Genomic DNA, 21,304 nt, shown 5'->3' with positions numbered 1-21,304 from the left:
AACACGTGCCCGTTGATTGCAGATTGTGCCGTACCGAGAGGAATTCATGAAAGAAATGCCGACCTACAAGTCGCCGGTCAGCCTCATTCCCGGCGGCTGCCTGCAATACCTCGATTTCGCCCTGGACTTGTCCCGGCTGGACAAACGCAGCCGGTTTTTCCGCGAGGAGCAACGCCAGGACGGCGAGCAGCAAGGGCGGCACCGCAATGTCCTTTTCTGCCTGGCCCAGGACGAGGACGGCTGCTTCGTGGACATGACCACCGGCCGGGCCTGCGATTACGACTACGAGGTCAAGGCCCGCAAGGCCGTGGAGGCCTGGCTGGACCAGTGGCTGCCCATCCCGGTCCTGCGCACCCGGGAACAGAAATGGCCCGACGGCCACGAACGCTTCGACCTGGGCCCGGCCAACTGGGCCCGTTGCCGCCTCATGCGCAGCCACGACGCCCCGGACACCCTGCGCCTGGTCGTGGTCTTCGACATGGGCGTGGAAACGCCGCCCGAACAAGGCGAGCACTATTTCGCCCTTTCGCCCCGCGACGTCGAGGCCCACGCCACCTTCCGCCTGGCCTGGCACGTCCGGGACAACGCCTGGTTTTGCAACGCCGCCTGGGTGGACGAATGGATTTTCGACGTCTGGACCCGGCAACAGGAAAAAACCCGCAAGAAAAACCTGGAGTCGGATTACGTCCTGGAATACCTGGCCGGCTATTTGACCATCCTGGAGGTGGTGCGCGAGGCCATGGACGACCTGGCCGTGCAGGTCATCAACCCGCGGCGGGACAACCCCGTGGACGTGGACTTCATCCTGGACATCGGCAACTCCCGCACCAGCGGCATCCTGGTCGAGACCCTGCCCCAGCGCATCACCAACCTCAACGACAGCTACCTGCTGCAACTGCGCGACCTCAGCGACCCGCAGTCGGTCTACGTCGACCCCTTCGAGACCCGGGTGGAATTCCTGGAGGCCGGCTTCGGCAACAACGTGCTGTCGCGGCGTTCGGGCCGGCGCAGCCCGGCCTTTGTCTGGCCGTCCCCGGTCCGGGTCGGCCCCGAGGCCTGCCGGGAATCCACCCATGCCGTGTGCGCCGAAGGCACCACGGGCATGTCGAGCCCCAAGCGCTACCTCTGGGACGAGCGGGCCTGGCAGCAAAGCTGGCGCACCAACACCGGCGGCGGCCCCGAACCCATGGTCACCAGCGGCCTGTTGCCCAGGCGCGTCAACCGCGAGGGCACGCCGCTCCTGTGCCAGGACGACCCGGCCTTCAAGCGCAACCCCATCCTGCGCGCCCAGGACATGGAGGTGGCCTTCGAATCCTTTTTTACCCGCTCCTCGCTCATGATGTTCATGCTGGTGGAGATCCTCACCCATGCGCTGATGACCATCAACTCCCCGGCCCAGCGCGCCCGGCGCGACCTGCCCAACGTACCCCGCCGGCTTCGCCGGGTGATTTTTACCGTGCCGTCGGGCATGCCCGTGGCCGAGCAGCGCATCTACCGGCGCTGGGTCACCTGGGCCGTGCGCGTGCTCTGGGACGCCCTGGGCTGGCAGGACTTCTCCATCGACCCCCGCCAAAAACGCCCGCCCGCCCAGGCCGATTACCGCCAAAGCCCGCTGGTGCGTTGCGATTGGGACGAGGCCACCTGCACCCAGCTGGTCTACCTCTTTAACGAACTGACCCGGAAATTCCACGGCGACGCCCACCACCTGTTTGGGCTCATGGGCAAGCACCGGCCCGAGGCCGGGCCGCGGGCGTCGCTGCGGGTGGCCACCATCGATATCGGCGGCGGCACCACGGACCTTTCCGTCACCACCTTCGTGCTGGACAGCGACACGGGTTCGTCCACGCGCATCCGGCCGCGCATCGAGTTTCGCGACGGCTTCAGCATCGCCGGCGACGACATCCTGCGCGACATCGTCATTTCCCACGTCCTGCCGGCCATCGGCGACGCCGCCGCCGGCGGCGACCTGCGCGAGGGCAAGGCCGTGCTGGCCAGGCTGTTCGGCCGCGAGGGCATGGACAAGTCCCAGCAGGAACGCAACCAGCGGGCGCTTTTCGTGCGCCAGGTGGCGGTGCCGGTGGCCCTGGCCCTGCTGGCCGCCTACGAGGAGGCCGACCTGCTGGTGGGGGCCGGCGGCAACGTCCGTCTCTTGAGCGCCTTTTTCCGCCGCCCGCCCGCCCCCGGGGAAGCGCCGCCCCCCTCGGCCGACGACCGCCGCGCCGACACGCGGGCGCCCTGGCCCAACCGCTCGGTCATCGACTATGTGGAACGGGGCGTGGCCCAACTGCGGCCCGGCAGCGGCTTTTCGCTCATGGACACGCCCGTGCGCTTCGACCCGGCCGGCATCGACCGCACCATCCGGGAATCCGTCGGCCGGCCCCTGGCCAACCTGTGCGAGGTCATCCAGGCCTACGACTGCGACATGCTGCTGCTCACCGGCCGGCCCAGCCGCTGGCCGGCGATCATCGCCGCCATCTGCGCCAAGCTGCCCACCCCGCCGTCGCGCATCTGCCCCATGTGCGCCTATCGGGTGGGGCCGTGGTACCCCTTCGCCGACCCCTTCGGCAACATCACCGACCCCAAGACCACGGTGGTGGTGGGGGCCATCCTGTGCGCCCTGGCCGAGGGGCACCTGGAGGGGTTTTCCTTCGAGACGGCCAGCCTCACCCTGCGCTCCACCGCCCGGTTCATCGGCGAGATGGAGATGCAGACCGGGCAGCTCAAAAAGGACAAGGTCTGGTTTTCCGTGGACGTGGCCGACGCCAAGGAACAGGAGCTTTCCCGCGAGGTCATGTTCGCCGGGCCCTTGACCGTGGGCTTTCGCCAGCTCGACGTGGAGCGCTGGACCACCACACGCTTTTACATGATCGACTTCGCCAACGAGGATGCACGGCGCAAGGCCTCCGGCAAACTGCCCTATACCCTGCGCCTCGACTACCGGCTGGCCGAGCTGGAGGAGGCCGAGGACGCCCAGCGCGACGAGGGCGAGCTGGTCATCAGCGAAATCGCCGACAAGGCCGGGGCGGGCATCAGCCGGCGCGACGTGGAGGTGCGGCTGCAGACCCTGCCCCTGGACGAAGGCTACTGGCTCGACACCGGCATCGTCTACCACGCCGTCTAGGCCGGCCTCCCGGACAGGGTACCCTCTTCACGGCAAGGAAACCATTTTTCCGGACAAGCGCCCCTGCGGACAACTTTTTTTCGGGGGCACGACACGAGGCTACCGGGAGCAACGCATGGAAGCAGACCGCAACGCCAAGCTGGCCGACCGTTGCCAGCAACTCGATGACGCCGTCCGGCAGGCCGCCGACTGGGTCCGGGACAACGAGGGCCTGGTGCGCGGCGAGCGCGACGGGCTTTTGGCCGAACTGCGCCGCAGCGGCCGGTTCTTTCGCCGCTGCCGCACGGCCGCCACCCGCAAGATGTGCGTGGGGGTCTTCGGCCCGAGCCAGGCCGGCAAGTCCTACCTGATCTCGGCCCTGGCCCGCAACGCCGACGGCCGCCTCATGGCCATGTTCGGCGAGGACCAGCACGATTTCGTCGGGGAGATCAACCCCGAAGGCGGCAAGGAATCCACCGGCCTGGTGACCCGCTTCACCATGACCCGGCCGACGTCCCTGCCGCCCGGCTTTCCGGTCCAGGTCCGGCTGCTTTCCGAAATGGACCTGGTCAAGATTTTCGCCAACACCTACTACGCCGACTGCGAGCACCAGGACGAGCCCGACGCCAAGGCCATCACCGAACTCCTCGACAGCCTGGAAAAAACGGCTCCGGACGTCCAGGGTCGGGCGACCCTGGACGATTTCGAGGAGCTCAAGGAATACCTCGACAAGAATTTCAAGGCCAAGCCCCGGGTCCAGGAACTGGGGCGCAGCTTCTGGCCCCGGACCCTGAGCCTCGGGCCGCGCCTGGGACTTGCGGACCGCTTGCGGCTCTACAGCCTGCTGTGGGACCGCATCGAGCCCTTTGACAAGGCGCTTGGCATCCTGGCCGGCGCCCTGGAACGGCTGGGCCATCCCGACACCGCCTACTGCCCCCTCGACGCCCTCATCCCCCGGGACAAGAGCATCATCGACGTGGCCATGCTGGCCGGGCTCGGCGAGGACGGCGACGGCGGCGACGCCATCGCCGTGGCCACGGCCGCCGGCGCCCAGGCCGTGCTGCCCCGGGCGGTCGTCACGGCCCTGACCACGGAACTGACCATCGTCATGCGGGAAAAGCCCGACGACTATTTCGACCACACGGACCTGCTGGACTTTCCGGGCTACCGCTCGCGCTACAAGATCTTCGACATCCGCCGCGAACTGCAAGGCCCGGGCATGCTCAAGGAGTTCTTCCTGCGCGGCAAGGTGGCCTACCTCTTCCAGCGCTACTGCGCCGAGCGGGAACTGACCAGCATGCTGCTGTGCATCGGCCCGAGCAACCAGGAGGTCCAGGACCTGCCCGGCGTCATCAACGAATGGATCGTCTCCACCCACGGCAAGACGCCTGAGCATCGCAAGGACAAGGCGGTCTCCCTGTACTTCGTGCTCACCAAATCGGACATGGAGTTCGAGGAAAAGGCCGGCCAGTCCCAGGTGAAATACCGTTGGGACATCCGGCTCCAGGCCTCCCTGCTCGATTTTTTTGGCAAGCAGTACGAATGGCCCAACGACTGGGACGGCAGGCACAAGTTCAACAACCTCTTCTTGCTGCGAAACCCCAACTACCGCTTCGACGCCGTCCTCAACTACGGCCCGGACAAGCGCGAGTCCGGGGTGCGCCCGGAGAAGGAAGCCTTCGTGGCCGAGCTGCGGGAAGCCTTCCTGCAAAGCCCGGCCGTCAAGGAACATTTCCAGGACCCGGCGGAGTCCTGGAATGCGCTCATGCAGTTAAACGACGGCGGGATCCGCCTGCTGCGCGAGCGGCTGCGGCCGGCCTGCAACCCGCAGCTCAAGCGCCAGCAGATCGAGACGTCGCTGCTCGAACGCAAGGAAATCCTCCTCACCCGCCTCAAGGCCTTCTGGAAAAGCGACAACCGCGAGGAAAAACGCCAGCAGCAGATGGCCCTCAGCCAGCATTTGGCCCGCATCTTCGCCACCCTGATCCAGGGCCAGCGCTTCGGCGAATTCCTGTGCTGGCTGTGCGTCAAGGACCACGACCTGCACGCCATGTACTACGAAGCCCGCCGGGAAATGGAACAGGCCGCCGCTTCGAGCGAAACAACCGCTTCCCCGGCCTCCGTGGTCGGCGTCACCGTGGACGCCGTGGACCTGCTGGCCGACATCTTCGGCGACGCCCCGGCCCCGGCTGGGGATGCCCCGGCCCCGGACGGGAACGCCCCGCCCCCGGCCCCCCCCCGCGACGAGGCGGCGGCGTTTGCCGCGCGCATCGAGGCCTTCTGGTGCAACCGGTTGCGCGAGGTTTCCGACGACCCCAAGCTGCAGCGCTATTTCGGCCTGCCCCAGAAACAGTTCGGCGATTTCGTGGGCGAACTCATCCTCGGCGCGGCACGCCTGAACCTGCGCGGGGAAATGGAAACCGCCATGCGCAAGGCCGCGGCCTATGCCGACATCGACATGGAACGCGTGATCTGGAAGCAGGCCTCCCTGGCCGCCGGCTGCATCAACGCCTTCGTGGACTGGCTGGGCTACGACCCCCGGCGCAACGACGCGCAAAAGCGCAGCGTGGCCGTGGGCGGCCGGCGGGTGACCGTCTTCGATCCGCCGGCGGCCGTGGAGGGCTTTCCGAAACTGAGCGAGGAAATGGGCGTCCTGGAACGCCAGTGGTACCGGGACTGGCTCATGGCCCTGGTCGCCTGCATCCTGGCCAATGTCGACTTCGAAGGCGGCATCACCATCGACGTGGAACAAAACCGGCTGCTCGGCGAAATCATCACCGCCATTGCGCCGCAGGTGGAGGGGGCGCGATGAAAGCCGTCTACGAAAACGATACGGAAAAAGGCCCCGGGTACGGCATCTTGCGCCTCACGGACCTCCAGCTCGCCCCGCCCCAGGACGGCTGGCGGTTTTCGGTGCGGCGCTCGAGCGACCGGCAGTGCCTGATCCCCGGCGGCTGGCAAGACGCGGAAAGCCCCCTGGAACCGGCTTGGGCCACGGTCGTGGGCGAGGCCCTGCTGCTGTACGTGGGCCACGAGACCGTGGACCAGCTCGACGAGCTGGAGACCTACCGCATCAGCCTCATCGGCCCGGGCGACGCCCGCCAGTCCTGCCACCTTTCGCTCCAGGAGGTCGTCTACTCGCCCATGCGCGGCGGCGGCCGGCTCTCCGACGCCATGCCCGAGACGCCCCCGCCGCCGCCCAAGCAACCGCCCCTCCCTCCGGAAGAACCGCCGGCAAGCCCGCCGGCCGACGCCTTTTCCGGTCAATCGTCTGTCGTGGCCGGGCTGCTGCCGGAATTCGAGATGCCGCCGGTCGCGCCGCCGCGGCCCTGGTGGCCCAAGGCGGCGGCGGCCCTGGCGGCCCTGGTCCTTATCGCCGCCGGCTGGTGGTGGTTCCTGGGCGGCAGGACGGCTCCGTCCTCCGCCGTCCCGCCGCCGGCCGAGCCCGCCAGCGCGGCAAACGAAAGCAAGCCGGCCCCGGACAAGGAGCAAGCCACCGGGGATCCGGCCCAGCCCGAGGCCCCGCTCACGCCCATGCAGCAGGCCCGGGCCTGCCTGCGGGCCAAGTGCGGCGGGGACAAGGCACTGGACCTCAGCGGGGCCATGCCGGAGACGCCCGACGGGCGCGACGCCGCCTTCCTGCTGCTCGGCGCGGCCGCCGAAGCCGGCCAGGCCAAGGCCATGGTGCCCCTGGCCCGGTTCTACGACCCCACGGACGAGGCCCCGGCCGGGAGCATCCGCAAGGATGCCGAACAGGCCCGCCGGTGGTACGCCAAGGCCAAGGCGGCCGGCGCGGCCGAGGCCGCCGCCCGCCTGGACGGCCTGGATGACTGGCTGCGCCGGCAGGCCGAGGCCGGCGACGCCAAGGCCCGCGAACTGCTCGACGGCAAACCCTAGTGTCGCATCCGTGAAAAGAATATGTACGTATATGGCAACAACATTATAAAATAATTACTTTTTTAAGAATACTATCGTACTTTTTACGGGACGCAACACTCGGTGCCGCGCCGCCCAAGGAGGCCCTCATGACCCCATTCGTGCGAACCCTGCTCGCTGGCGCCGTCCTGCTCGCCCTGGCCGGCAACGCCCTGGCCCAAGGCCGGCAGCCGCTGCTCCAGGAAGGCAAGCACTCCCTTTTCCAGCGCCTGGTCAGCCACCCCGGGGCCAAGCTCTACGACGGGCCCGGCCCCGAGGCCAAGGTCGTCAAGGACGGCCTCAAGACCTTCACCGTCCTTTATATCTACGGCAAGAAGGACAATCGCCTGGAGGTGGGCGCGGCCACCAACGCCGCGGACGGCTGGATCGACGCCGGGGCGGCCACGCCCTGGCCCCAGGCCATCACCATGCTTTTCACCGAGCGGGGCAACCGCGACCCGGTGCTGTTTTTCAAGGACCACGACACCCTGATCGCCACCTGCGGCCAGGACGACCTGGAAACCAAGATCAAGGCGTACCTCGGCGCCATCGAAGCCGCCCAGCAAGGCCAGGCGGCGCCGGGAGACCTGCCGGTCATCGCGGCCGAGCCCTCGGACGCCCAGGGGGCGGTTTCCCACAACCGCTTCTACCTCATGCCGGTGCTCAACATGGACACCCAGTTCACCGGCACCCAGCTCATCGAAGTGGCCTCCATCGACCCCGGCGCGGCCAAAGCCGCCGGGGGCGGGGCGCTGCGGCCCAAGAACGCCGCCCCCCAGGAGCTCAAGACGGCCATCGCCTTCGTCATCGACACCACCATCTCCATGCACCCCTACATCGAGCAGTCCCTGGCCGTTATCCGCACCATCTACAACGAGCTGGAGAAAAGCCCCCACAAGGACAAGGTCAGCTTTGCCGTGGTGGTCTTTCGCAACAGCACGTCCGCCACCCCAGGCCTGGAATACACGAGCCGGGTCGTCAGCGATTTCCGCACCGTCTCGGACCGCAAGGGCCTGGAGGACGCGCTGGCCGTGGTGCGCGAGGCCACGGCCTCGAGCCATTCCTTCGACGAGGACTCCATGGCCGGCGTGAAGGCGGCCGTGGACAGCCTGTCCTGGAAGGACTACGGCTCCCGCGTCATGCTGCTGGTCACCGACGCCGGCCCCATCGCCGGTTCGGACCGCTATTCCTCGACCCGGATGGACCCGCGGGAGATCGCCGACTACCTGCGCGCCAACGGCATCTGGCTGACGGCCCTGCACGTGAAGTCGCCGAGCGGCAAAAAGGACCATGGCTACGCCGAGAAGTCCTACAAGGAACTGGCCCGCATGGCCGACGGCACGGTCAGCTACGTCGGCATCGAGGCGCCCACGCCCAAGGATGGCGCCGCCCAGTTCGACCGCGTGGGCCGCGCCCTGGCCCAGGGCTATCTGGGGCTGGTGACGGCCACGGCCGAGGGCAAGATGCTGCCCAAGCCCAAGGATCAGCCGGCGGCGGCCAGCCCCGAGGAGCGGGCCAAGCAGCTGGCCGAAATCAGCGGCTACGCCATGCAGCTGGATTTCCTGGGCACCAGGCGGCAAAACCAGGCCCCGGGCGTGGTGAGCGCCTGGATATCCGACACCGACCTGACCGCCCTGGCCAAGGGCCGGCCCAACCCGCCCCTGGCCGCCATTCCGGCGGTGCTTTTGACCAAGAACCAGCTCAGCGACCTGTCCAAACGCCTGAAAATCGTCCTCGACGAGGCCACGGTATCCCAGCGCGAGGGCTCGGCCGGGTTTTTCCAGAATATCGTCTCGGCCGCGGCCCAGCTCAGCCGCGACCCGTCGAAATTCAGCAGCGCGCCGGGGCTCAACCTGGCCCAGACGGGCGTGCTCGGCGAATACCTGGAGGGGCTGCCCTACAAAAGCGAGATCCTGACGCTGACCGAAGCGGACTGGTACAACAAGAGCGTGGGCGAGCAGACCCAGTTCATCGACCGCCTGCGCTCGCGCGTCGCGCGCTACGACGAATACGACAAGGACCGGGCCAACTGGGAGAGCTTCGGTTCCCCCAACCCCGGCGACTGGGTCTACCGCGTGCCGCTCAAGGCCCTGCCATAGGTGCGTTCATGGAGGATGCCATCCTTTGGGCCGACGACGCGGGCGGCACACGGCCGTTGCTTTCCATTCGCGACCTGCGCCTCACGCGCAACGCCGGGTCGCGCTACAGCCTGTCGATTCCCCGGCTCGACATCCAGGCCGGCGAGAAAATCGCCGTGACCGGGGAAAGCGGCTGCGGCAAGAGCACCGCCCTCGACCTGCTCGGCATGGTGCTGCGCCCCGACACGGCCGGCCGGTTCCAATTCGCCCCGCCCGGCGCGCCGGGGCAGGATGTGGCCGCCTGCTGGCGCGACGGCCGACGGGACCGCCTGGCCGGGTTGCGCCTGCGCCACATGGGCTATGTGCTCCAGACCGGCGGCCTGCTGCCCTTTTTGACCGTGCGGGAAAACATGGAGCTCTCGGCCAAGGTCCTCGACCTGCCCGGGCGCGACGGCCATGTCCGCGACATCGCCCGAACGCTCGGCATCGAGCACAAACTGCGCGCCATGCCGTCGGCGCTGTCCATCGGCGAACGGCAGCGCGTGGCCATCGGCCGCGCCCTGGCCGGCCGGCCGGCCGTGCTCCTGGCCGACGAGCCCACCGCCTCCCTGGACCCCGGCCATGCCGGCGTGGTGCTCGACATGCTCATGGACGCCGTGGAAACCTATGCCGTCACCCTGGTGCTCGTCACCCATTCCCCGGACATCGTCCGTTCGGCCTGCCTGCGGGAATACCGCATGCGCGCCGCGCGGCAAGGCGAAGACGGCGTCACGGCCGTGCTGACGGATTGAGGCGGCCATGCGCGACCTCGTCATCGCGGCCGGACTGGCCGTGCGGGATTTCCTCCACGACCGCCTCATGAGCCTGTGCGCCGTGCTGTCCCTGGCCAGCATCCTGGCGCCGCTGCTGCTTTTGGCCGGCGTGCGTGCCGGCGTGATCGGGGCGCTTCAGGAACGCCTGCGGCGCGACCCGGCCATCCTGACCGTCCTGCCCGAGGGCAGCCGGGGCGGCTACGCCCTGGAGTGGATCGAGGCCCTGGGCAACCGGCCCGACGTGGCCTTCGTCATCCCCCGTACCCGTGACATCGCGGCCGTCCTGCCGCTGGAATACCAGACTGCGGACGGCGTGCGCCGCGTGCCGGCGGACATGGAGCCCACGGCTCCGGGCGATCCGCTGCTGGTGCGCTACGGCGCGGCGCCCCCTTCCGAAGAGCAGGCCGTACTGTCGGCCTCGGCGGCGCGCAAGCTCGGCGTGGGCGCAGGGGACCGGATCGAGGGCCGCCTGGGACGTCGGCGGCCCGCCGGCGGGCTGGAATCCGTGACCATGCCCCTGACCGTCACGGCGGTGCTGCCCCTGGAGGCCGAAGGCCGCGACGTGGTCTTCGTGCCGCTGCCTCTGCTCGAGGATGCCGAAAGCTACCGCGACGGCCTGGCCGTGCCGCGTCGGGGCTTCGCGGGCGAGCCGCCGTCGGAGGCGCCGCGTCGCTACGCCGGCTTCCGGCTCTACGCCCGTGACCTGGCGAGCGTTTCCGGGTTGCGCGATTTTTTCGTCGGCCAAGGCGTGGAGGTCATCACCAAAGCCCGGGAAATCGAGGTCGTACGGACCCTGGACAAATCCCTCACCCTCCTTTTCGCCTGCATCGCCGTCAGCGCCGGGGCGGGGTTCGTCGCTTCCTCGACCAGCAACGTCCTGGCCGCCGTGCGGCGCAAGGACAAGCACCTGGCCATGCTCCGCCTGCTGGGCTTTTCCGGCTTGGCCATCCGCATCTTCCCCATCGTCCAGTCGCTGCTGACCGCGGGCCTGGGTTCGCTTCTGGCCTGGGGCATGTACGCGGCCATCGCCGCGCTCATCGACCGGCTGTTTGCCGACAGTCTGGCCGGCCAAGCCGTCTGCCGCCTGCCCGCCGGCCATCTCGCCGTGGCCTGCGGCATCGTCCTGGCCCTGTCCCTGCTTTCCTCCATCCAGGCCTCGCTGCGGGCGGCGCGCATCGACCCCTCGGCGGTGCTGCGGGAATTGTAACCCCTTGCTGCGGAGGATGCCATGCTGACGCACCTGCTGCTCGTATCCCTGTCCCTTGTCCTCGCCCTGCCGACCGGCGGTTTGGCCGCCGCCCTCCAGACCAAGGCCAAGGTCACGCCGGAAAGCGCCTGGAACCCCCATCCCGCGCCCGACGACATCCTTTTGCCCATGCCGTGCGGTTTGCAGATGGCCCTGCGCCCGGTGGCCATCCCGGCCCAGGGGCTCCTGTGGGACCGCAAGATCGCCCTGGGCTGCGACGACTGCGAACGCACAGGCATGGATTATTACGAACGGCGCTTCGCCGCGGCCATTTCCGGCCCCTTCACCAAGGAGGACGTGCCCCAGGCCTGGGGGCCCAGCCTGGACAAGGCTTCGGAAGTGCGCAGCAACTACTACTTCATCGGCAAATACGAAGTGACGGTCCGGCAGTGGCGCGCCGTCATGGACGGGGCCTGCCCCAGCGAGGACGTCGGCGAGGCCGAGGCCCGGCCCAAGACCGATATGACCTGGTTCGACGCCGTGGATTTCTCACGGCGCTACACGGAATGGCTGCTGCAAAACGCCCCCGACGCCTTGCCCCATTTCCGCAACGACGCCAAAAATGTCGGCTACCTGCGGCTTCCCACCGAGGCGGAATGGGAATACGCCGCCCGGGGCGGGTCGCGCGTGCCGGCGGAAAACCTGCTGCAGGAGGATTTCTTCCCTCTGGAATCCGGGACCAGCCTGGCCGATTACGCCGCCTTCCGGTCCGAAGGCAGCCGCATGCTGGACACCCCCCAGCCCATCGGGCTGCTGCGCCCCAATCCCCTGCTCCTGTACGACACGTCGGGCAACGCGGCCGAAATGGTGTTCGAGACCTTCCGTTTTTCCGTGGGCGGGCAACTGCACGGCTCGGCCGGCGGCTTCCTGCGCAAAGGCGGGAGTTTTGCCACCGGCGCTGCCGAGATCAAGCCTGGCCGACGGGAAGAGGAGCCCTTTTTCACCACCAGCGGCGGCATGCACGCCCGCGACCTCGGCCTGCGCCTGGTCCTCTCCGGCATCGACACTCCTGACGGCACCCGCCGGCAGGAACTGCTCCGGGAATGGCAGCGCCTGGGCCAGGGCGACAGCCCCGTCATCACGGGCGAAAATCCCCTCAAGGAAATCGAGAGACTGCTCGAACGCACCAGCGACCCGACGCTCAAGGCCAACCTCGGCAAACTGCGCGACGTCATCAAGGACAACCAGATCCGGCTGGAAAAAAAGGACAGCGAAACGGTGGAGAGCCTCATCCGGACGGCCGCCTATACCATCGAGGCCCTGCGCAGCTACGCCGTCAGGCATGCCTTCGCCCTGCGCAGCAAAAACGAGGCAGCCAAGAACCTTGAAAAAATGCAGGCCGAGGGCAAACAAAAAAGTGAAATGTATACATTCGAGAAGGACAGCGTCTCGCAATACGAATCCCTGGCCAAATCCTTCCTCGAGGCCATGTCCTCCATCATCAGCTACTACAAGCTCAAAACCGACGAGATCGTCAAATACAACCAGGCCTTGTACAAAAACAAACTGGCCGTGGTCGAAGGGGAATACAAAAGCGCCGACTCCGCGTTCGCCAAAAACATGTCCAAGAATATCGGCATACTGAGCGCCCACCTGGACGCCGTACGCACCAGCGGCCAAGGCGTGTTGTCGAAAAACAAAATCCTCGTCGACACCCTCAACCCGTCCCTGCGGGAAGGGCTCAAGCTGCCCTGAGGCGCCCCGGGACGCTTCGCGACACTCCACCACAAGCCAAGGAACGGCCCGTATCGCCATGAAACATGCCCATCCCCCCCTCGCGGCCTTTGTTTGCGCCATCGGCGCCACGGGCCACCGGCACCTGCCCCCCGAACGCATTGCGGGCATCTCCCAGGCCGTAGCCGAGGTCCTGGCGACCGTCCGGCGCCAGGTCGGCGAGGCGCTGGCCGCCGCGCCCCGAGGGCTGTTCCCCAGCGACAGGCCCGTCGTGCGGTGCGTTTCGCCGTTGGCCGAGGGCGCCGATCGGATCATCGCCCAACAGGCCCTGGCCCAGGGGTACGACCTCCAGGCGCCGCTGCCCTTTTTCCAGGAAGACTACGCAAGGGATTTCGCCGATGCAGCGTCGCGGGAGGCCTTTGAAGGCCTGCTCAAACAGGCCTCGGCCGTCCTGGAACTCGACGGCAGCCGCGCGCCCGAGGAGGAACCGTACCTGGCCGTGGGCCGGGTCGTGCTCGAACAAAGCGACCTGCTCCTCGCCGTCTGGGACGGGACCATGGCCAAGGGGCGCGGCGGCACGGGGCAGATCGTCAGCGTGGCCGCGGAACGCGGCCTCCCGGTCCTCGTCGTCGACCCCACGGACCCGACCGCCATCCGTTTCCACGGGGCCTGCGAGTGCGGCGACTGGCGGGAGGCCCTGGGGCACTGCCTGCGACGGCTGGTCCTGCCGCCTCCGCCGACCCCGGACAAGGGGCCCCAAAACTGGAAGGACCGCCTGAAGGATTGGTTCACCGGCGGCGTGTCCGCAAGCACCTCCCCGGCCCAGTATTTCGCCGAGGCCCGGCCGCGGCCGTCCGTGTTGGAGCATTTCCCGGTCTGGTTCGAACGGGCGCTGGCCCGCACCTGCAACCGGCGCCGGGAACCGGACGCGGCGGTGCGGGCCGGCTGGCGGGGCCGGCTGGCCGCCTTGCGGGCGGGCCTTCCGGGCCTGTGCGGCAGCAGAACTGCCCGCCCCGACGGGCCGTCGGCTGCCGCAGCCCACGGCTGGTGCGACGCCCTGGGCCTGGGCCGCCCCGAAGCCCGGGCTGCCGAAGCGCTCGTGGCCGAACATTACCGGTGGGCCGATGTCCTGGCCGTTCAATACGGCGCGCGCTACCGGGCCATGGGCTTCCTGCGCCACCTGCTGATGGCCGTGGTCATGGTCGGGGTGTTTTTCGGTTTCTATGTCGAGCGGCTCGAAGCCCTCGGCTTTGGCGTCGAAGTCCTCGCCTTCGCGGCCATCCTGATGCTGGTGCGGCTCAACACCCGGAGCAACTGGCACCAGCGCTTTCTGGATTACCGCTCTCTGGCCGAGCAGTTTCGCCACCTGCGCTTCCTGTTCGTCCTGGGCTGCGTGCCGGCCTTTGCCCAGGAGGGCCTCGACGCCGCCTGCATCCGCAAGAGCTGGACCGGCTGGCACCTGCGCAACGTCGCGCGCCAGGCCGGCCTGGCCTGGGCCAGGATGGAGCCGCCGTTGCTCGAAGCGTACCGCAGCAAGCTCGATGCCGACGTGCTCCGGGAACAGATGGCTTTCTACAAAGACCGCAGGAAGCGCTATGCCGTCATCGCCCGTCGCCTCAACGCCTTCGGGATATGGTGCTTCATCGTCGGCCTGGGCTTTATTGCCTTGCGTTGCCTGGTCTTTTGGTGGGTCAAGGGCGACACGGCCCTCGTACTCGGCTACAAGGGCAGCAACGTGCGCACGGCCCTCAACGTGATCGCCCTGGTCATTCCTTCCCTGGCCTCCATGGCCTTCGCCATCCGTGCCCAGGGCGAATACGTCGCCCTCGGCGCCCAGTACGCCAAGGCCCGCGACACCCTCGCGGACCGTCGCCATGCCCTCGAGGCCCTGACCGGCCTGACGCGCAACAAACTGGCCAAGCTGTCCGAAAAGCTGGCCGCCACCATGACCAGCGAGGTTTCGGGCTGGCATGGGCTGGTCAAGGGCAAGGCCCTGCGGCCGTGGTGAAGTGGGCGCCCGGCACGGGCCCGTGCGGCCGTACCGGATTTTTTACGGAGCCGGATTCCGGAGCGGCAGGGCAAACGCGGGGCAGCGGCGTACAGGGGGAGCCGTCTCCGGAGCGGCTGCCGCAGCCCCGGGACGGCGCCAAACAAAAGCGGGCGTCAATTGTCCCGGGCCTTGGTGTACCGGTCGTAGGCGGCCCGCAGGCCGGCGGCCTGGGCATCGGTGACCACCACATACTGTAACTCCATGCCGACGACACCGACGTCGGCGTCGAAGGCATGGACCTGCCCCGTGGGGCTGACAGTCAAGATGCGTTTCCTGTAGGTACGGCAGCTGTCGATGGCTCCTTGGAGACGGTTGAGTTCCTTGTCGCTTTCCCAGCGCCAGAAACAATATTCAAAAAGAAAATCATCTTTTTGTATTCCATTGAGCGCAGCTTGTCCCAGATCGATGACATTGCCGACGCGGACCATTCTCACACCAGCCTTTTGGCCATCAGCCAGGCCATTTGTCTTGTGGCTGATCTTGTTGTCGCGCATGTCGTACTCGTCGATCCAGCCGGCTATACCCGCCTGGCTCAGGCAGGGGTTGCCGGCAGTATCGAAATAGGCTTCCTTGATCTTGTTGCCGCGCGCGTCGTAGGTCCATTCCTGCGATGAGAATCCCGTATTTGCATAACAAGGCTGGCCATCTGGCCCGAAATAAGAAATATTTGTCATATTCCCACGCGCGTCAAACTTTTTCTTTATGATGGCATAGCCAGCAGGGAGTGCGCGAAGACGGCGATCACGGTCAAAACAAGAGATTTTAACCATGTTCCCGCGCGTATCATATGCAATATCGAGGTACATTACACCATTATTCAATTGGCTCGGCTGCAGTTGTGCATCATACATGGTGATTGATTTGACATTTCCAAATTTATCATAGGCACGCTGCAAAACGGCTATTCCATCACCTCGTTCACGAAGGCGACCGTCAAGACCCAAATACGACTCCTCGATCCGATTTCCATTCTTATCATACCGCATCTGTATCGTCGCAAAACGACCTTCCCGGAGGCATGGGTCGCCATTTGCATCGTAATATTTCTGCTCAACCTCATTCCCATTCATATCATAACGCGTCTCGCAAGTTGCAACGCCTTCCTCGGAAGGGCATGGCTTACCATCCACGCCCAAGCTTGTTTCCTTAATCACTTTCCCTTGACCATCATAGTCCTGCAGAAGGACGCTGTATTTCTTTTTGATCACACACGGCTGCCCGGCTTGATCAAAATACGCCACCCGTATCCTGTCTCCTTTTTGATCATAGGCATGCTCCTCGATAGAATAGCCGTCACCAACCATACATGGCGTACCGTTCACACCGAAATATGATTTCGTGATCAGATTTCCAGAGGCATCATAGGAGAATTTCATAAGAAAAAAGCCTTCCGCACTCACACACGGCTTTCCATCTACACCATGACAAGCCTCATAAACCGTATTCCCATGCGCATCATAGTCCTTTTCCGTCATGGCGCATCCGGCTATATTATAGCACGGCTGGTCATTCTTGTCAAAATACGCAGCCCTGGACAGCCTGCCATTTCCGTCATAACTCAATTTCACAGAAGACACTTTATGCATTGAGTAACAACGCTTTCCTTCCGCGTCGAGATAAGTCAATTTTGTCGCATTCCCTTTCTCATCGTTCTCTCTTATCAACTGCGCATAGCCATCTTTATGAAGACATCGATTACCATCTTTGTCAAAAAAGGTAGTCTGCACTCTATTTCCCCAGACATCCACCTCAAAAGCAATCACTGCCACACGTTCTGGACTCAGAACAAGCTCGCCTCTTGCATCCAAATACTCAATTCTCGATTGATATCCCTCGGCTGTATAGCGAAAGCGCTTTTCCACGACACCTCGAACTGCAAGTGCTTCCTTGTTGCCATCGAGGTTGACCGTGCTCTCGATTCTTCCCGCAGCGTTGTAGCGATAGCGCTGGCCAAAAACACCATTGGCATCAGGCCGGACACTTCCGCTCAAATTACGGTACTCCACTCGCGTAAGACACCCCGATGAATCATACTGACAATGAAGCGCCGATATCTCACTCTGTTTTTTGGAGTACGACAAAGCTCCTTCGCCTTCCAGAACAACTTTCGTACGGACAAGGGTTTTGGTTTCCAATCCCGACCCAAGATAAAATCTTACATATTCAAGATTCTGGGTATACTCCCGCCGTTTCACAAACTGGCTCGTAGAGGAATAGTCATCCACATAGGCGATACGGCCGTTCTCCCCGTAATAGAATCGCTGGTCATCCGGCCGATCCTGTTCGTCGTTATACGCGACTGGCCGCGCATTGCCGGAGGCATCGACGCGGGTTAACCGCCTCGGCTTGCCCCGCAGGGTTTCCAAACGCCAACTCATGGCGCGATGCGACACTTGTTCCTGCGTCAACCGGGCAATGCCTTCAGGTACGCCCCAACGGTCGACGTAGTCGTCATAATAGCGGATATGCGTAACGAAATAATAGTCAACCGCACCGTAGCCCACCACCAACAACAAACAGGCGGCAACGGCGACACCAATGCGCCACAGGCGCTCGCGCCGCTTGTGCCGTTGCCAAAGATGATCGTAGCGCAACCCGAGGATGGCGGCGACGACCTTGACGAGGGCCTCGTTGGGAGACAGTTCCTCGAGGGAGGCCCCGAGCATGGTATCCTTGCCCTGCAGCAAGGACGGCGGATAACATTGCTTCGCCCCATCCTTGGGGTCCGGCGTTCCGCGGACGATGAAGGGAATGATCCGGTCGGCCCGACCCATCTCCTGGAAATTGCGGATTTCCATGTCCACGAAATCCGACTGGGCCCCGTCGGGGGAACACACGACAATGAGGTAGCGGGAATCGGCCAATTCCTGACGCAGGTTTTGCCGGACGGTCTGCCCGACGCCGATATCCGTTCTGTCGCGAAAGACAGGTCGTATATGCTTGGGGATACGGCCATCCGACTCTTTTCGGATGGCACTCGGCAAACGATAGTTCTCGAGTTTTCGCTGCAACCACTTGGCCCAGCGTTCATCCTTGTGGCTATAGCTGATAAACGCATAATACGCGTAACGTCTGTCGTCCATAAAAAGTCTCCACATGAGACATCAATACGAGCGTACGCAGCAATGGTTGTGGCGGATAACAAAGGAGATCCTGCCGGCAGCCGCCTCAATTCCTTGGCGCAGTCGCGTCGGTTGTCATTTTATGAACCAACCGTGCGCCTCGTCAATGCATCTGGCCACAGCGCCATGGTTTTCACGAATTTCCTTTTCCCAATCCTTGCCATGGCACTTCCGGGTTCTTCGTGTGTTACCGCGCGGAGGCTTGCCCGGAAGCCTGATCTGGCCACCGCAGATGCTGTGCATGGCTGCCTTGTCGTTGCCGTCTCCAGGCACCCGGGGGATTGGAACGGTTCCTGTCCGGACAGCGTCAAGCAACGGTCGCGGGAATCGGCTGCCTGTGGTCGGCCTACGGTGGTCGGCCTACGGTGGTCGGCCTACGGCGGTCTTCCCGGAACTGTTGGGATCGCTGCGCCGACTTGAGCTTGAAGGCTCATGCAAGATATTATGACACCTCTGCGCGCACATGCTTCCGCCTGCATATCATTTTTACTCTATTGCAAAGGTCGTAATTCCTCTTCGCGACACACCGACCGCCGGCCGCCTTGTTGCCCTTGCGCCGCAACCGGTTATTCCGTAGAGCAAAGACGGATGCAAACAGCATCGCTACCGCGCAACGGGCTTGAGGGCGTGCGTCCATGCCTTGCGCAGGCAGAAGGAGTGATCATGCGCCGTGTGCTTCTGTTCATGCTGTTCGGTTTGTGGATCGCTTGCTGGCCTGCCCGCCTTTGGGCCGAGCCCGTGGGGCAGGCGGATGCCCGGGAGGTCGTCGTCGGCTGGCTCGCCCTGGAGGCGCAGCCCTTGGGCGTTCGCCTGGGCGACGGCGTCGCCGCCGTGGCAAGCTTTGCCGGGGACGACGGCAGTCCCGCCTACTACGTGGTTTCCCTCGCCCCGGCGGGATTCGTGGTGGTGCCGGCGGATGACGCGGTCGAGCCGATCCTGGCCTTCTCTGCCACGGGGGCCTACGACGCTTCGCCCGAAACACCCCTCGGGGCCTTGGTCGGCGGCGATGTCCCCCACCGCGTGGCCTGGGCGCGGGCCCATCCTGCCCGGCGCGGGGCGTCCGGTGATTCCACCCAGCAGGCGGCCCAGGCCAAATGGGTCCGCCTCAAAACCGGCAGCGGTACGCGCAGCGTCGGCCTGGACTCCCTTTCCGACGTGCGGGTGGCCCCCCTGGTCGCGTCCACCTGGAACCAGAGCTTCGGGCCGGATGGGAAGGACACCTACAACCTCTTTACACCGAACCGTTACTACTGCGGCTGCACGGCAACGGCCATGGCCCAGGTGATGCGCTACCATCGCCACCCCACGGCCGGAGTCGGTACCGGCGCCTGGAGCATTCGCGTGTGCGGGGAATGGGACACGCGCAATCTGCGCGGCGGCGACGGGCAGGGTGGCCCATACCAATGGGACGACATGGTGCTGCGTCCCGATGCGGCCACGACCCAGGCCCAACGCGAGGCGATCAGCGCCCTGACCGCCGACATCGGCCTCTCCGTGCACATGAACTACTGCGCGACGGGCTCAAGCGCCTATCCCGATCCGGAGGCGTTCACCGGGGTCTTCGGCTACGCCACGGCCCGGGAAGCCACCAGTGCCGCCAGGATGATCGAGATCGTCAGCGCCAACCTGGACGCCGGCTATCCGGCCATCCTCGGGATCACGAGCACCGCCTCGTCCCATGCCGTCGTGGCCGACGGGTACGGCTACGATGCCGCCACCCTGTACCACCATATCAATATGGGCTGGGGCGGAGCGGAAGACTTGTGGTACAATCTGCCCGTCATCGGCACTTCCGGCGAGTATCAGGCCATTTCCAACGTGACCTACGACATTTTTCCCGACAAGGCCGGGGAGATCATCAGCGGACGTGTGCTCGACAAAGCGGGCGCACCGATCGGGGGGGCGGTGGTCGCGGCGACCACGGACGGGTTGGTGACCGCCACGGCCGTGTCCAACGCCAAGGGTATCTACGCCCTGGTCGGCGTCCCCCTTGGGGCCCTCTCGTCCGTGGCGGCCTCCAAATCCGGCTATTCCTTCGCCCAGCGGGAACTGTATTGCGGGGTTTCGTCGCGTGCCAACCCGAGCACGTTGTGGGGCATCGACTTCCAGGACGGCGTGAAGCACCCCAAGCCGGCGGTGACGCCCCAGGTCTCCGCCGGGCGTCGGTTCAGCCTGGCCCTGGACGGCGACGGCCGGGTCTATGCCTGGGGCGATAACGACGGCGCGTTCGGCGACGGCACGTTGGCAAGCAGCGCCGTCCCCGTCCCCGTCCATTACCCCGGGGAGCTCTATCCCCGGACGGCCCTGGCCGGCGACGGATGCGGTGGCGGCATCGTCGACGGCGGGGCGGGCTATGTTTCCGGAAAATCCCTGGCCTGGAATGCGATGATGTATGTTTCACCCACGCCGCTGGCGGCCATGGCGTCGATCAAGGGATTGACCAGCCATTACCGGTTTGCCCTGTTCGTCGGAACGGATGGGCTGGTTTACGGGGCCGGAGACAATGGCAGCGGGCAGTTGGGGGACGGCACGACCACCGCACGCTGGTCGACTTTCCGCGCCATTGCGGGCCTTAACGACGTCACCCAGGTGGCCAGCGGAGACGACCATGCCCTGGCGCTGCGGGCGGACGGCACGGTTTGGGCTTGGGGCAGCAACATCCTCGGGCAGCTTGGCGACGGGTCGACGACCACACGGCTTTCGCCCGTGGCCGTATCCACGCTCCCGGCCATCGCGGCCATAGCGGCCAGCGGCAACCGCTCCCTGGCCCTGGCCAAGGACGGAACGGTTTGGGTTTGGGGGAGCAGCCTGGGCGCGACGCCGGTGCGGATGGCCGGACTGGCCGGAATGAAGGCGGCGGGCACGGGCGATTACATGGGGGCGGCGCTCAAAAGCGACGGCACGGTCTGGTACTGGTCCTGGTCGGGGGTGCCGCAACGCGTGGCGGGCCTTTCCGGGATCGTCTCGTTGTCCGTGGGCGGCATGCATGTCCTGGCCCTGGGTGCGGACGGGCGCATCTGGGGTTTTGGCGATAATGGCTGGGGGCAGCTCAGCGACGCCTGTCCGAGTTCGCAATGCGACACGCCGGTGCTTTTGTCGCTACGTCTGGCCGCAACGCCCTCGGGGGGTGCTCTCCTGCCGGCGCTGCCGCTGCTGCTGTCTCCCAACGAAACGAGGCCGTGACCGCTGTTGTGACCGCTGTGCCGCAGAAGTCGCAGGCTCGCTCGGTGCGCCAGCCACTGCTGCCAAAGCCGGGCAGCCCGTGGCCGGTGCCCAGGCCATCCCGCACCACGTGTCGCCCGCGGCC

The 21,304-nt window shown here is 65.7% G+C and carries 10 protein-coding genes; 9 read left to right on the top strand and 1 reads right to left on the bottom strand.

Annotated elements, in window-relative coordinates; all coding sequences use genetic code 11:
• Positions 1-46: 46 nt before the first annotated feature.
• From ACP59X_RS02685 to ACP59X_RS02650, 8 genes are all read left to right on the top strand, one after another.
• Positions 47-3,121, top strand: coding sequence for a virulence factor SrfB (locus ACP59X_RS02685; RefSeq protein ID WP_428564687.1), 3,075 nt, complete (start codon positions 47-49; stop codon positions 3,119-3,121).
• 115 nt (positions 3,122-3,236) lie between these two features.
• On the top strand, positions 3,237-5,912 hold the full coding sequence (locus tag ACP59X_RS02680) for a virulence factor SrfC family protein (RefSeq protein ID WP_428564684.1): 2,676 nt from the start codon (positions 3,237-3,239) through the stop codon (positions 5,910-5,912).
• A complete protein-coding gene (locus tag ACP59X_RS02675) occupies positions 5,909-6,997 on the top strand; it encodes a hypothetical protein (RefSeq protein ID WP_428564681.1) in 1,089 nt (362 codons plus the stop codon). Before ACP59X_RS02680 ends, ACP59X_RS02675 begins: the two co-directional genes overlap by 4 nt.
• Before the next feature lie 128 nt (positions 6,998-7,125).
• Positions 7,126-9,114, top strand: a complete 1,989-nt coding sequence (locus tag ACP59X_RS02670; protein ID WP_428564678.1) for a vWA domain-containing protein — start codon at positions 7,126-7,128, stop codon at positions 9,112-9,114.
• A gap of 8 nt (positions 9,115-9,122) precedes the next feature.
• Complete coding sequence (locus ACP59X_RS02665) at positions 9,123-9,884, top strand: ABC transporter ATP-binding protein (RefSeq protein ID WP_428564675.1); 762 nt, start codon at positions 9,123-9,125, stop codon at positions 9,882-9,884.
• A 7-nt stretch (positions 9,885-9,891) separates the two neighbouring features.
• On the top strand, positions 9,892-11,112 hold the full coding sequence (locus ACP59X_RS02660) for an ABC transporter permease (RefSeq protein WP_428564672.1): 1,221 nt from the start codon (positions 9,892-9,894) through the stop codon (positions 11,110-11,112).
• Positions 11,113-11,133: 21 nt separating this feature from the next.
• Entirely contained in the window at positions 11,134-12,846 is a 1,713-nt protein-coding gene (locus ACP59X_RS02655) for a formylglycine-generating enzyme family protein (RefSeq protein ID WP_428564669.1), read from the top strand.
• 58 nt (positions 12,847-12,904) lie between these two features.
• Entirely contained in the window at positions 12,905-14,833 is a 1,929-nt protein-coding gene (locus ACP59X_RS02650; protein WP_428564666.1) for a hypothetical protein, read from the top strand.
• A gap of 155 nt (positions 14,834-14,988) precedes the next feature.
• Here the strand turns inward: ACP59X_RS02650 and ACP59X_RS02645 are convergent, their stop codons facing one another.
• On the bottom strand, positions 14,989-17,958 hold the full coding sequence (locus ACP59X_RS02645) for a toll/interleukin-1 receptor domain-containing protein (RefSeq protein ID WP_428564663.1): 2,970 nt from the start codon (positions 17,956-17,958) through the stop codon (positions 14,989-14,991).
• 702 nt (positions 17,959-18,660) lie between these two features.
• Here ACP59X_RS02645 and ACP59X_RS02640 point away from each other — a divergent pair.
• The gene (locus ACP59X_RS02640) at positions 18,661-21,180 is read left to right on the top strand and encodes a C10 family peptidase (protein ID WP_428564660.1); all 2,520 of its coding nucleotides are present in this window, start codon (positions 18,661-18,663) and stop codon (positions 21,178-21,180) included.
• The last annotated feature ends 124 nt before the right edge of the window (positions 21,181-21,304 follow it).

This window comes from Solidesulfovibrio sp. DCME, assembly GCF_049995385.1.
Lineage (GTDB): Bacteria > Desulfobacterota > Desulfovibrionia > Desulfovibrionales > Desulfovibrionaceae > Solidesulfovibrio.
This window is presented reverse-complemented; position numbering and strand designations above follow the sequence as displayed.